The 12,456-nt window shown below is 66.9% G+C and carries 13 protein-coding genes; 11 read left to right on the top strand and 2 right to left on the bottom strand.

Annotated features, from left to right (window positions below; translation table 11 throughout):
• Both dprA and tldD read right to left on the bottom strand, forming a co-directional pair.
• The coding region (gene dprA, locus BCY78_RS23820) for a DNA-processing protein DprA (RefSeq protein ID WP_068306791.1) at positions 1-931 on the bottom strand (931 nt) is incomplete at its 3' end.
• Positions 932-1,094: 163 nt separating this feature from the next.
• Complete coding sequence (tldD, locus tag BCY78_RS23815) at positions 1,095-2,549, bottom strand: metalloprotease TldD (RefSeq protein WP_068306790.1); 1,455 nt, start codon at positions 2,547-2,549, stop codon at positions 1,095-1,097.
• 230 nt (positions 2,550-2,779) lie between these two features.
• On the opposite strand from tldD, the gene coxB reads away from it, so the two are divergent.
• The 11 genes from coxB to BCY78_RS23760 all read left to right on the top strand — a co-directional run bounded on the left by coxB (position 2,780) and on the right by BCY78_RS23760 (position 12,426).
• Positions 2,780-3,667, top strand: coding sequence for a cytochrome c oxidase subunit II (gene coxB, locus BCY78_RS23810; protein WP_083195277.1), 888 nt, complete (start codon positions 2,780-2,782; stop codon positions 3,665-3,667).
• Between the two features lie 130 nt (positions 3,668-3,797).
• The gene (gene cyoE, locus BCY78_RS23805) at positions 3,798-4,769 is read left to right on the top strand and encodes a heme o synthase (RefSeq protein WP_068306788.1); all 972 of its coding nucleotides are present in this window, start codon (positions 3,798-3,800) and stop codon (positions 4,767-4,769) included.
• A complete protein-coding gene (locus BCY78_RS23800; RefSeq protein WP_068306786.1) occupies positions 4,760-4,987 on the top strand; it encodes a hypothetical protein in 228 nt (75 codons plus the stop codon). Before cyoE ends, BCY78_RS23800 begins: the two co-directional genes overlap by 10 nt.
• Entirely contained in the window at positions 4,984-5,565 is a 582-nt protein-coding gene (locus BCY78_RS23795; RefSeq protein ID WP_068306785.1) for a cytochrome c oxidase assembly protein, read from the top strand. The genes BCY78_RS23800 and BCY78_RS23795 overlap by 4 nt, the downstream gene beginning before the upstream one ends.
• A gap of 73 nt (positions 5,566-5,638) precedes the next feature.
• On the top strand, positions 5,639-6,442 hold the full coding sequence (locus BCY78_RS23790; protein ID WP_068306784.1) for a cytochrome c oxidase subunit 3: 804 nt from the start codon (positions 5,639-5,641) through the stop codon (positions 6,440-6,442).
• 100 nt (positions 6,443-6,542) lie between these two features.
• A complete protein-coding gene (locus BCY78_RS23785; RefSeq protein WP_068306783.1) occupies positions 6,543-7,223 on the top strand; it encodes an SURF1 family protein in 681 nt (226 codons plus the stop codon).
• Positions 7,224-7,233: 10 nt separating this feature from the next.
• Positions 7,234-8,622, top strand: a complete 1,389-nt coding sequence (thrC, locus tag BCY78_RS23780; RefSeq protein WP_068306782.1) for a threonine synthase — start codon at positions 7,234-7,236, stop codon at positions 8,620-8,622.
• Entirely contained in the window at positions 8,622-9,881 is a 1,260-nt protein-coding gene (locus BCY78_RS23775) for a pitrilysin family protein (RefSeq protein WP_068306780.1), read from the top strand. Before thrC ends, BCY78_RS23775 begins: the two co-directional genes overlap by 1 nt.
• Positions 9,882-9,892: 11 nt before the next feature.
• On the top strand, positions 9,893-10,477 hold the full coding sequence (locus BCY78_RS23770; protein ID WP_068306793.1) for a GNAT family N-acetyltransferase: 585 nt from the start codon (positions 9,893-9,895) through the stop codon (positions 10,475-10,477).
• Positions 10,467-11,009, top strand: a complete 543-nt coding sequence (locus tag BCY78_RS23765; protein WP_068306778.1) for a DUF1697 domain-containing protein — start codon at positions 10,467-10,469, stop codon at positions 11,007-11,009. The genes BCY78_RS23770 and BCY78_RS23765 overlap by 11 nt, the downstream gene beginning before the upstream one ends.
• 4 nt (positions 11,010-11,013) lie before the next feature.
• On the top strand, positions 11,014-12,426 hold the full coding sequence (locus BCY78_RS23760) for an FAD-binding oxidoreductase (RefSeq protein WP_068306776.1): 1,413 nt from the start codon (positions 11,014-11,016) through the stop codon (positions 12,424-12,426).
• Positions 12,427-12,456: the final 30 nt, after the last annotated feature.

The following is a 12,456-nucleotide window of genomic DNA, read 5'->3' as shown; positions in this document are numbered from 1 at the left end:
GCTCTGGCTTGGGACGGGGCGACGGCGGCGGGGGCAGGCTGTCGCCCAGAGCCTCGATCACATCCTCGACCGAGCGCACCAGCGTCGCGCCCTCGCGGATCAGCAGGTTGCAGCCAGCGGCGCGGCCGTCCATCGGGTGGCCCGGAACGGCCAGCACATCGCGCCCCTGTTCCAGCGCATCACGGGCGGTGATCAGCGAGCCCGAGCCCTCGGCCGCCTCGACCACCACCACCGCGCGGGACAGGCCGGCGATCAGGCGGTTGCGGCGGGGGAAATGGCGGGCTTGGGGTTGCAGGCCGATCGGTTGTTCGGACACCAGCAGGCCCTGGTCGGCGATGGCGGCGGCCAGCGTGTCGTTCTCGGGCGGGTAGATGATGTCGACGCCCCCGGCCAGGACGGCGATGGTGCCGGTCTTCAATGAGCCGCCATGCGCTACGGTGTCAATGCCGCGCGCCAGCCCCGAGACGACGGTGAAGCCGTGCCAGCCCAGCCCCTCGGCCAGTTTGCGGGCCATGCGCGCGCCGAGGCTGGAGGCATTCCGTGCACCGACCAGCCCGACCGCGGGTTGCGTCAGAACGCGGTTGTGGCCCCGGACCCAGAGGACGGGCGGGGGATCGGCCAGCGCGGCCAGGGCCTCCGGGTAATCGGGGGCGCCGAGGAACAGCAGGCGCGCGCCACGGGCGAGGCCTGTGTCCATTTCGGCGCGGGCGCGGTCGGCGGGGTAGGGGGCGTAATCCTCGACGCCGGCGACCTGTGCGATTCCCGGCAGGGCCTCAAGCGCGGCGGCAGCGTCACCATGTTCGGACATCAGGCGCAGGAAGGTGGAGGGACCGACGCGGCGCGAGCGAATGAGGCGAAGCCAGTTGAGTCGGCTCTCTTCCGTGGTGGGTGGGGTGAAGGGTGTGGGAGAAGAAAGTTCGTTCCCGTCCATGTCAGCCTCGCCTCATTCGATTCGAAGTCTGCCGAAAGAGGGTTAACGAGTCCTAAACAGGGCCGGGCAACGCTAAGAACATTGCGGCAAGAATGTGCCCGCGCCGATCACATCTGGCGCGGGCACGGGTTGACCTTGGGTCAATGGGCGGAAACTGGCGCGATCAGGCCACGCCGCCGACGGTCAGCCCGCCGATCAGCAGCGAGGGCTGGCCGACGCCGACCGGCACCCATTGCCCGGCCTTGCCGCAATTGCCGATGCCGGGGTCGAGCGCCATGTCGTTGCCGATGCCGCGCACGTTCTTCAGGGACGTCGGACCGTCGCCGATCAGCGTCGCGCCCGTGACCGGCTCGCCGACCTTGCCGTTGCGGACGCGGTAGGCCTCGGTGCAGGAGAAGACGAACTTTCCGCTGGTGATATCGACCTGACCGCCGCCGAAGCCCACGGCCCAGATCCCGTCCTTCATGTCCGCGACCAGCGAGGCCGGGTCGTCGTTGCCGCCCAACATATAGGTGTTGGTCATCCGCGGCATGGGCGCATGGGCATAGCTCTCGCGCCTTCCATTGCCGGTGGCGGGGACGCCCATCAGACGGGCGTTCTGGCGGTCCTGCATGTAGCCGACCAGCACGCCGTCCTCGATCAGCACGTTCTTCGCCGAAGGCGTGCCCTCGTCATCCACGGTGATCGAGCCACGGCGGTCCGGGATCGTGCCATCGTCCAGCACGGTGACGCCCTTCGCGGCGACCTGCTGGCCCATCAGCCCGGCGAAGGCCGAGGTTTTCTTGCGGTTGAAATCGCCTTCCAGCCCGTGGCCCACGGCCTCGTGCAGCAGGATCCCCGGCCAGCCCGAGCCCAGCACCACGTCCAGCGATCCCGCCGGCGCGGCAACGGCGTCGAGGTTCACCAGCGCCACGCGCAGGGCCTCCCGCGCGACGGGCTGCCAATGGCCGGGCTCCATCAACCCGTCGAGACGGATGCGACCGCCGCCACCGTGGTGACCCGATTCGCGGCGGCCGTCGCGCTCGACGATGCAGGCGATGGAGATCCGGGCCATCGGGCGGATATCGGTCACCAGCCCACCCTCGGGGCGCAGGATCGCCACCTCCTGCACCGAGGCGGACAGCGAGGCCGTCACCTGCACCACCCGCTTGTCGAGGCCGCGCAGGAAGTCGTCGATCTCGCGCAGGGTTTCGATCTTGGCGGCGAAGGTCGCATCGCCGATCGGGTCGAAATCACCATAGAGCTTCACATTCGTGCCCTTGGGCGCCTCGGCCAGCGTGCCGCCGCCGGCACCGACGGCCAGCCGCGCGGTGGCGGCGGCGCGCTTGAGGGCCTGTTCGCTGATCTCGGTCGAATGGGCATAGCCTGCGACATCGCCCCGCACGGCGCGCAGGCCGAATCCCTCGGCCGCATCGTAGCCGGCGCTGCGAATCCGCCCGTCATCCAGCACGAGTGATTCGGAATGACGGCGCTCGAGGAACAGTTCGCCGTCATCGGCGCCCGCGACGGCCTCGCGCAGGGTGGTGAGGGCGGCCTCGCGGTCGAGCAGCGTCTCGAAGGGCTGGAAACGCGCGTCCCCCTCGGGGGTTGCGGCGGTTTCGGGGGCGGCGCTGGACATGAGGCTCCTTTCGCGCCGACGCCCCCTGTCCTTGACTTAGGTCAAATGGTGGCAACCTGACGCATTGCTTTGGCTTGTTCTGCGGATGCTAATATGATTTTAGGAGAGAGGGAAACCGCCCCCGTCCGCGTGCGCGGCCGGCCCCCTGTGGCCGAACGCTGTCATCGGTGCTTTCGGGCGGGGTCGGCGGAGTAAGACGGTCGCAGGGCCGCGCAATACGGGAACACAAGATGCATCTTTTCAAGGACCTCACCCGTCGGGCGGCCGGTATCGGCACCCTCCTCGGCGGTGCGGCGCTGTCGATGGTCGCGGCCGGTCAGGCGCGGGCGCAGGAAATGACCTTCGTGGGCGAACCCCATGATGCGGGCATCGCACTGCAGATGGCGCATACCCCAGTGGCCGAGACCAGCCACTGGATCGACCACATGCTGATGTACATCATCACCGCCATCACGATCTTCGTCTGCGTGCTGCTGGTGTGGGTGATCGTCCGCTACAACCGTCGTGCCAACCCGACGCCGTCGACCTTCACGCATAACTCGCCGCTGGAAATCGCCTGGACGATCCTGCCGATCTTCGTGCTGATCTTCATCGGCTCGTTCACCGTGCCGGCGCTGTTCCGTGACCAGATCATGCCGGAAGCCGACGTGACCATCAAAATCACCGGCTACCAGTGGTATTGGGGTTACGAATACGTCGACCACGGCGTCGAGCTGAGCGCCTACCCGCTGGCCCGCGACGAGCTGGAAGAGAACGGCTACGAACAGCGTCACTACCTGCTGGCCACCGACAGCCAGGTCGTCGTGCCCGTCGGCCAGAACGTGGTCGTGCAGGTCACCGGCGGCGACGTGATCCACTCGTGGACCATCCCGGCCTTCGGCGTGAAGCAGGACGGTGTTCCGGGTCGTCTGGCCCAGGCCTGGTTCAACATCGACGAGCCCGGCATCTACTTCGGCCAGTGCTCGGAACTCTGCGGTCAGGGCCATGCCTTCATGCCGATCGTCGTGCGCGCCGTGACCCCCGAGGAATATGTCGCCTGGCTGCAAGAGCAGGGCGCCGAGAACCTCGCCGCCGCGCCGGGCTACACCGAGGCTGCCGTTCAGGTCGCCTCGAACTGAGAGTTATCTCAACCGCCGCGCCCGGCTTTGGCCTGGGCGAGGCGGCATGACTGACAAGGCGGGCGGTCCCGATGGCCGCCCGACATCGCTGAAACACCCTTGGCCCCAGTGAACAGGCCCCCGAGGAACGATGACCGACCTTCGCGCAGATATCGCAGGCCATGAGAACACCGGCGACGCCGGTTTTCGGGATTACCTGCAGCTTTTGAAGCCGCGGGTGATGTCGCTGGTGGTCTTCACCGCGCTGGTGGGCCTCGTCGTCGCGCCGGTGCGCCTGCATCCGATCGAATCGCTGGCGGCCATCATCTTCATCGCGCTGGGGGCAGGGGCCTCGGGCGCGCTGAACATGTGGTGGGACGCCGATATCGACCGCGTCATGCGCCGCACGGCCAAGCGCCCGGTTCCCGCGGGCATGGTCCAACCCGGCGAGGCGCTGGGTCTCGGCGCGACGCTGTCGGCGCTGTCGGTGGTCATGCTGTGGCTGGCCACCAACCTGCTGGCCGCCGCGCTGCTGGCCTTCACCATCTTCTTCTACGCCGTCGTCTACACGATGTGGCTGAAGCGCTCGACGCCGCAGAACATCGTCATCGGCGGCGCCTCGGGGGCTTTCCCGCCGATGATCGGCTGGGTCGCCGCGACCGGCTCGATCAGCGTCGAAGCCGTCCTGATGTTCCTCGTGATCTTCATGTGGACGCCGCCGCATTTCTGGGCGTTGGCGCTGTTCATGAACTCGGATTACGAGAAGGCCAAGGTGCCGATGCTGACCGTGACCCACGGCCGCCGCTCGACCCGGAACCACATCCTCGTCTATACGCTGCTGCTGGCCCCGGTGGCGCTGGTCGCGGCCTTCACCTCCATCGGCGGGCCGATCTATTTCGCCGTGTCGCTGGTGCTGAACCTGCTCTTCGTGATCGGTGCCTTCCGCCTGTGGACCCGCCGCGAGGAGGCCGCCGAGGCTGACAAATACGCCGCCGAGAAGCGCTTCTTCGCGCTGTCGCTGGCCTATCTCTTCCTGCATTTCGCCGCCTTCGCCGTCGAGGCGACGCCTTGGGCGGATGCGTTCTCCAACTACCTTGGCTGGGAGGCTGTCACTTGGCGCTGACCCGCGAACATGACCTGCACAAACGCCGCGCCGGGCGCAATCTTGGCGTGCTGGTGGTGCTTCTGGCCTTCGTCGCCCTCGTCTTCGGGCTGACCATTGCCAAGATGCAGCGCGGCGAAAGCATGCAGGGCTTCGACCATACCTACCGCGTGGACATGGATCCCGACACGGTGATCCCGGGCGCCGCCGGTACGCAGCCCGAAGGGGCGAGCGAATGAAGGGCTGGTGGCGCAATCTTCAGGCCACGCAGCGCACGGTCGTAGGCCTTGTCGGCGTGATCCTCGTGATGGGTGCGCTGGCCTGGGCGGCGATCCCGCTTTACGACCTGTTCTGCCGCGTGACCGGCTACGGCGGGACCACCCGCACGGCCGAGGTCGAATCCGACACAATCCTCGACCAGACGGTGCAGATCCGCTTCGACGCCAATGTCGAGCGGGGCTTCCCGTGGGAATTCCGCCCGGTCGAGCGCACGATGGACATCCGCATCGGGGAAACCGGGCTGGCCTTCTACGAGGCCTACAACCCGACCGACCACGTCATCGCCGGCTCGGCCAGCTATAACGTGACGCCCTATACGGCGGGCAGCTATTTCATCAAGATCGCCTGCTTCTGCTTCAACATGCAGGTGTTGCAACCGGGCGAGCGGGTGTTGATGCCCGTCACCTTCTACGTTGATCCGGAGATCGTCGACGACCCCGATGTCATCGCGCAGGGGCTGAACACGATCACGCTGAGCTACACCTTCCATCCTTCCGACCTTCCCGCCGATGCGGGCGAGGCCGTCGGGACCAACTGACCGCACCCCGCAGAGGGTGTTACTACAGGGACCGCGCAAGCGGCGACACACGGGAAAGACCAAGGGAACGCACATGGCCCACGCAAAGAACCACGACTACCACGTCCTGCCGCCGTCCATCTGGCCCTTCATCGCGTCGGTTTCGGCTTTCGTCATGCTCACCGGCGGCATCCTCTGGATGCACGACATGGGCCCCTGGCTGTTCCTGATCGGCCTTGTCGGCGTGCTCTATGTCATGTTCGGCTGGTGGTCGGACGTCGTGAAGGAAAGCCACGCCGGCGACCACACCCCGGTCGTGGTGATCGGCCTGCGCTACGGCTTCATCCTGTTCATCATGTCCGAAGTCATGTTCTTCGCGGCCTGGTTCTGGAGCTTCTTCAAGCACGCCCTCTACCCGATGGGCCCGCAATCGCCGGCCATCGATGGTGTGTTCCCGCCCGCCGGCATCGAGACCTTCGATCCCTGGCACCTGCCGCTGATCAACACCCTGATCCTGCTGCTCTCGGGCTGCGCCGCGACCTGGGCTCACCACGCGCTGGTGCATGAGAACAACCGCAAGGACGTGGCTCAGGGTCTGATCATCGCCGTCGTTCTGGGCATGATCTTCACCGTGCTGCAGGCCTATGAATACAGCCACGCCGCCTTCGGTTTCGCCGGCAACATCTACGGCGCGAACTTCTTCATGGCGACCGGCTTCCACGGCTTCCACGTCGTGATCGGCACGATCTTCCTGTTCATCTGCTTCCTGCGCGTCCGCGCCGGCCATTTCACGCCGGAGCGTCACGTCGGCTTCGAAGCCGCTGCCTGGTACTGGCACTTCGTGGACGTGGTCTGGCTGTTCCTCTTCGCCGCCGTCTACGTCTGGGGCCAAGGCTGATCAGCCGCATCTTGATGCAACGGGTTCGGGGGGCTATGTGCCCCCCGACTCTATTTGGGCCCTTGGCAATCGGCGGCCCGCAAGTTTTCGGAGAGATCGCGTGAAGGCACGGTTCATTGGGGCGGCCATTTTCGGCATCACCGGGGTGTCGATCCTGCTGTCTCTGGGTTTCTGGCAAATGCGCCGGCTGGAGTGGAAGCTGGCACTGATCGACCAGATCGAGGCCCGCATCCACAACGATCCCGTCGCCGTCCCCGCGGACCCCAATGAGGAGCGCGACCGCTATCTCCCCGTCACGGCCGAGGGCAATTTCACCGGCGAGGCGGCTTTCGTCCTCTCCAGCCTGCGCGAGGTTGGTCCGGGTCTGCGCGTCATCGCCGTCCTCGAAACGCCCGAGGGGCGCCGGCTGCTGGTCGACCGCGGCTTTGTCCCCGAGGCGCGGCGCGATGATGTGCCCCTCGCCGTCGACGATGTGACGATCGAGGGGAACCTCGACTGGCCGGGCGATGTCGACAGCTATACCCCTGCGCCGGACCTCGGTCGCAACCTGTGGTTCGCGCGTGACCCCGGCCCGATGGCCGAGGCGCTGGACGCCGAATCCGTCCTGCTGGTCGCAAGGCAGGACAGCGCGGCGGCCTCTCCGCTTTTGACCATGCCGATCAGCGGTGTGGCGCTGAAAAACGATCATCTGGAATACGCGATCACCTGGTTCCTGCTTGCCTCCGTCTGGGCGGTGATGACAATCGCGCTGCTCTGGCGTATCAGGCGAACGACGGTCTAAGGATTTCCCCATGCATTATGTTTCGACCCGCGGCTCCGCCCCCGTTCTCACCTTCGAACAGGCGATGCTCACGGGCCTTGCGCGGGACGGCGGGCTTTATGTCCCCGAGACCGTGCCGACCCTGACCTCCGAAGAAATTGCCGCACTGGCCGGTTTGCCCTATGAGGAGATCGCCTTCCGCGTCATGCGCCCCTTCATCGGCGAGACCTTCACCGATGACGAGTTCAAGGTGCTGATCGCCAAGGCCTATGAAGGCTTCGGCCATGACGCCCGCGCGCCCTTGAAGCAACTCGCGCCGAACCATTTCCTGCTCGAGCTGTTCCACGGCCCGACGCTGGCCTTCAAGGATTTCGCCATGCAGCTGATCGGTCAGCTGTTCCAGGCGGCCCTTGGCCGTTCAGGTGACCGCGTGACCATCGTCGGCGCGACCTCGGGCGATACCGGGTCGGCGGCGATCGAGGCCTTCCGCGGCCTGAAGAATGTCGATGTCTTCATCCTCTACCCGCATGGCCGGGTTTCCGAGGTGCAGCGCCGCCAGATGACCACGCCTGCCGACAGCAATGTCCATGCGCTGGCGGTCGATGGCGATTTCGACACCTGTCAGGGCCTCCTGAAGGACATGTTCAACGATTTCGAGTTCCGCGACCGGGTGAAACTGGCCGGCGTGAACTCGATCAACTGGGCGCGTGTTCTGGCGCAGGTGGTCTATTACTTCTCGGCCGCCGTGAGCCTCGGTGCGCCGCATCGTCAGATTGACTTCACCGTGCCGACCGGCAATTTCGGCGACATCTTCGCGGGCTACATCGCCAAGAAGATGGGCCTGCCCATCGGCCAGCTGGTCATCGCCACGAACCAGAACGACATCCTGCACCGCTGCCTGACCTCGGGCAGCTACCAGACCGAGGGCGTGACGCCGTCGATCTCGCCGTCGATGGACATTCAGGTCAGCTCGAACTTCGAGCGCGCGCTGTTTGATGCCTATGGCCGTGACGGCGCCGCCGTGGCGCAGCTGATGGACGAGCTGAAGACCGCAGGCAAATTCGACGTGAGCCAAGGCGCGCTGGAAGCCCTGCGCGAGACCTTCGCCTCGGGCCGCGTGTCCGAAGAGGGCACGTCCGAGTCGATCCGCCACACGCTGGCGCATTCGGCGGAGCTGCTCTGCCCGCATTCCGCCGTCGGCACCGCCGTGGCCGAACAGCACCTCGGGGCGAACCCGATGGTGACGCTGGCCACCGCGCATCCCGCCAAGTTCCCGGCCGCCGTCGAGGCCGCGACCGGCATTCATCCGGCCCTGCCGCCGCGCATGGCCGACCTCTTCGACCGGCCCGAGCGCGTCACGCGCATGACCGGTGACCTCAAAGCCATCGAGGCGCTGATCCTCGAAAGAACGGGGGCCTGATGCATCGCATCACCACGCTTTCCAACGGTTTCCGCATCGTGTCGGAGCCCATGCCCGGTCTCGCCTCGGCGGCGGTCGGCATCTGGGTGACCGCCGGCGCGCGCCATGAGAAGGCCGACCAAAACGGTATCGCCCACTTCCTCGAACACATGGCCTTCAAGGGCACCGCCAAGCGGACCGCCCTTCAGATCGCCGAGGAAATCGAAGATGTGGGCGGCTACATCAACGCCTATACCTCGCGCGAGATGACCGCCTATTACGCCCGCGTTCTGGAGGCCGATGTGCCCCTCGCGCTGGACGTGATCGCCGACATCGTGCTGAATCCGGCGTTTGACAAGCGCGAGATCGAGGTCGAGCGCCATGTCATCTTGCAGGAAATCGGCCAGGCCGCGGACACGCCGGATGACGTGATCTTCGACTGGCTGCAGGAAGCGAGTTATCCGGACCAGCCGCTGGGTCGTCCGATCCTCGGGCCGGCTGACCGGATCGCGGAATACAATGCCGACGATCTTAAGCGCTTCGTGCGCGGCCATTACGGCCCGGGTCAGATGATCCTCGCCGCCGCCGGTGCCGTGCATCACGACCAGCTGGTGCGCATGGCCGAGGATCTGTTCGGCGCCATCCCCGCGCTGGAGATGGCTGTGGCCGAGCCCGCGCGGTTCCAGTGCAACGAGCGGCGCGAGATCAAGGATCTTGAGCAGGCGCATTTCGCGCTGGCGATCGAGGGCCCGGCGTTCCGCGACCCCGATCTGTTCACCGCACAGGTCTTCGCCGGTGCGATGGGCGGCGGTATGTCCTCGCGCCTGTTCCAAAAACTGCGCGAGGAGCGGGGCCTGTGCTACACGACCTTCGCGCAGGCCGGCGCGCATGACGACACCGGCTCGATCACCGTCTATGCCGGGACCGGGGGCAAGGATATCCGCGACCTCGCCAACCTGACGATCGACGAGTTCCGTCGCGCCACGCAGGACATGACCGAGGCCGAGATCGCCCGCGCCCGCACGCAGATGAAGGCCGGGCTGCTGATGGGTCTGGAGAGCCCCTCGTCGCGCGCCGAACGTCTGGCGCGTCTGCTGGCGATCTGGGGCCGTATCCCCGAGCTGGGCGAGACTATCGGCCGGATCGACGCCGTCGACATGCGCGCGATCCGTGGCTACGCCGAGAAGCTGGTGACCGACGGTCGTCTGTCCATGGCGCTCTATGGTCCCGTCGAGCAGGCCCCCAGTCTGGAGGCTCTGCGCGAAAGGCTGGTGGCGTGATGGCAGGGTTCCTGCTGGCATCGAGACGACGATTCCGGCTGGACACAGAGCGCATGATCCTGCGCCTGCCCGAGCATTCCGACTACCGCATGTGGAGCGCCGTGCGTGAAAGCTCGGCCTCCTTTCTCAAGCCGTGGGAGCCTGCGTGGTCGAACGACCACCTCTCGCGCCGTGCCTTCACGGGTCGGGTGCAATGGTCGGCCCGTGTGCGCCAGCAGGGCACGGCGCTGCCGCTGTTCCTGATCCGGCGCGCGGATAATCAGCTTCTGGGCGCGATCACGCTGGACAACATCCGTCGCGGTCCGGCGCAGGTCGGCACCGTGGGCTACTGGATCGGCCAGAATTTCGCCCGCCACGGCTATATGCGCGAGGCCCTGCAAGGGGTCGTGCATCACGCCTTCACCGAGCTGGACCTCAGCCGCATCGAAGCCGCCTGCCTGCCGGAGAACGCGGCCTCGCGCGCCGTGCTGGAGAAATGCGGTTTCAAATATGAAGGGGTGGCGCAGAGCTACCTGCAGATCGACAACCGCTGGCGCAACCATGTGCTCTACGCCAATCTGCGCGGGGATCGGCGCGGGCGGACGGATGTCGGCTGAGCCGCAGATCCTGCTGTTGCGCGGCGTGAATGTCGGCGCCAATCGCAAGCTGCCGATGGCCGATCTGCGGACCTTGCTGGGCGATCTGGGGCTGACCGGGGTGACAACCCATATCCAGAGCGGCAACGCCGTCTTCCGCGATCCGAACGCCCGATCCGGTCTGGCCTCTGCGATCAGCGATGCGATCGGCGCGGCCTTCCCGTTCCGCCCTGAGGCCATGGTGCTGGATTTGGCCGGGTTCGCCGCTGTTCTGGCGGAGAACCCTTTCGCCGAGGCAGGGGAGGCGGACGGGGCCAAGGTCCATCTGGGGTTTCTCTCGGGTACGGCCAAGGCCGATCTGGCAAAGCTGGACACATTGAAGGCCGGCGCCGAGGCTTGGCATCTGACCGACAAGGCGCTGTACCTGCACCTGCCCGACGGTGCGGGCCGCTCCAAGCTGGCGGCGGGGGCCGAGAAGGCGCTTGGCTGCCCCGTCACCTTCCGCAACCAGCGCGTCTGTGCGGCGCTCTTGTCCCTCGCCAAGGAGGCGTGAATTCATGCTCAACCCCTGCGATGCCGCTTTCCTTACGGGGCTGGAGGGCCAGCTGCCGGCAAACACCCTGCGCCCGGTCGAGGAGCGTTACCTGACCGAACCGCGCGGCCGCTACCGGGGGCAGGCGGGCGCGGTGGCCTGTCCGGCGACGGTCGAGGAGGTCTCGGTGATCCTGAAGGCCGCCTCCGCCGCGCGGGTGGGGGTGGTGCCCTATGGCGGTGGGACGGGGCTGGTGGGCGGGCAGATCATGCCCTCGGGCCCTGCGCCGCTGGTCCTGTCGCTGGAGCGGATGAACAGCATTCGCGCCGTGGAGTCGGCGGGCAATGTGATGGTGGCCGAGGCGGGGTGCATCCTGACCGAGGTGCAGGACGCCGCCGAGGCGGCCGGGCGGCTCTTCCCGCTGTCACTGGGCTCCGAGGGCTCGGCCCGCATCGGCGGGCTTCTGGGCACCAATGCGGGCGGCACGGGCGTGCTGCGCTGGGGTAACATGCGCGAGCTGACGCTGGGGCTGGAGGTCGTGCTGGCCGATGGCTCGGTCATGCATGGGCTCAAGCGCCTGCGGAAGAACAACATGGGCTACGACTTGCGGCACCTGATGATCGGCTCCGAGGGGAGCTTGGGCGTGATCACCGCGGCCGCGCTGCGGCTGTTCCCGCGGCCGGCGCGGAAGGGGGCGGCGATGATGGTCGTGCCCTCGCCGCAGGCAGCGCTGGAGCTGCTGGCACTGGCGCAGGCACGGTTGGGCGAAGGGGTCTCGGGGTTCGAGCTGATCGGCGGGCAAGGGCCGCGTTTCCTGACCGAAGTCATGCCGCAGGTCCGCCAACCGTTTGCCGAGGCGCCGGACTGGATGGTGCTGGTCGATCTGGGCCTCGTCGCTGCTCTGGACCCGGCCACGGAGCTGGAAGGCCTCTTCGAGGTCGCCGCTGAGGAAGGGCTGGTCGAGGACGGTGTCATTGCCTCCTCCGAAGGCCAGCGCGCCGAGTTCTGGCATCTGCGCGAGGCGATTCCCGAGGCGAATCGGGCCATTGGTGCCGTTGCCAGCCACGACGTCTCGGTGCCCTTGGCCGCGCTGCCGGATTTCATCGCGGCGGCGGATGTGGCGCTGGGGGCGATGGGCGACATGCGGATCAATTGCTTCGGCCATGTCGGCGATGGCAACCTGCATTACAACGTCTTCCCCGCGCAGGGCCGCAACCGGGCGGAGTACGAGGATATGCGCCCCCGGATCATCGAGACCGTGCATGACCTCGTCGATAGCTTCGGCGGTTCTGTCAGTGCCGAGCATGGCGTGGGGCGGCTGAAGACGGGGGATGTGGAGCGCTATGTCGATCCAGCCTCGATCGTCGTCATGCGGCAGATCAAGGCCGCGCTGGACCCTTTGGGCATCCTCAATCCCGGCGCCGTGCTGAAAATCTGAGGCGCGCGGGCGTCGCTCCCGCCCACCCAC

The sequence above is a fragment of the Pararhodobacter sp. CCB-MM2 genome, assembly GCF_001691415.1.
Lineage (GTDB): Bacteria > Pseudomonadota > Alphaproteobacteria > Rhodobacterales > Rhodobacteraceae > Pararhodobacter.
The sequence above is the reverse complement of the archived record's forward strand: the minus strand, read 5'-3'. Positions and strand labels throughout refer to the sequence as shown.

Excerpts from the sequence above, each read along its gene's own strand:
- cyoE (WP_068306788.1), top strand. The coding sequence starts at position 3,798 with ATGACCGACCTTCGCGCAGATATCGCAGGCCATGAGAACACCGGCGAC.
- BCY78_RS23790 (WP_068306784.1), top strand. The coding sequence starts at position 5,639 with ATGGCCCACGCAAAGAACCACGACTACCACGTCCTGCCGCCGTCCATC.
- thrC (WP_068306782.1), top strand. The coding sequence starts at position 7,234 with ATGCATTATGTTTCGACCCGCGGCTCCGCCCCCGTTCTCACCTTCGAA.
- BCY78_RS23765 (WP_068306778.1), top strand. The coding sequence starts at position 10,467 with ATGTCGGCTGAGCCGCAGATCCTGCTGTTGCGCGGCGTGAATGTCGGC.
- tldD (WP_068306790.1), bottom strand. The coding sequence starts at position 2,549 with ATGTCCAGCGCCGCCCCCGAAACCGCCGCAACCCCCGAGGGGGACGCG.
- coxB (WP_083195277.1), top strand. The coding sequence starts at position 2,780 with ATGCATCTTTTCAAGGACCTCACCCGTCGGGCGGCCGGTATCGGCACC.
- BCY78_RS23795 (WP_068306785.1), top strand. The coding sequence starts at position 4,984 with ATGAAGGGCTGGTGGCGCAATCTTCAGGCCACGCAGCGCACGGTCGTA.
- BCY78_RS23760 (WP_068306776.1), top strand. The coding sequence starts at position 11,014 with ATGCTCAACCCCTGCGATGCCGCTTTCCTTACGGGGCTGGAGGGCCAG.
- BCY78_RS23775 (WP_068306780.1), top strand. The coding sequence starts at position 8,622 with ATGCATCGCATCACCACGCTTTCCAACGGTTTCCGCATCGTGTCGGAG.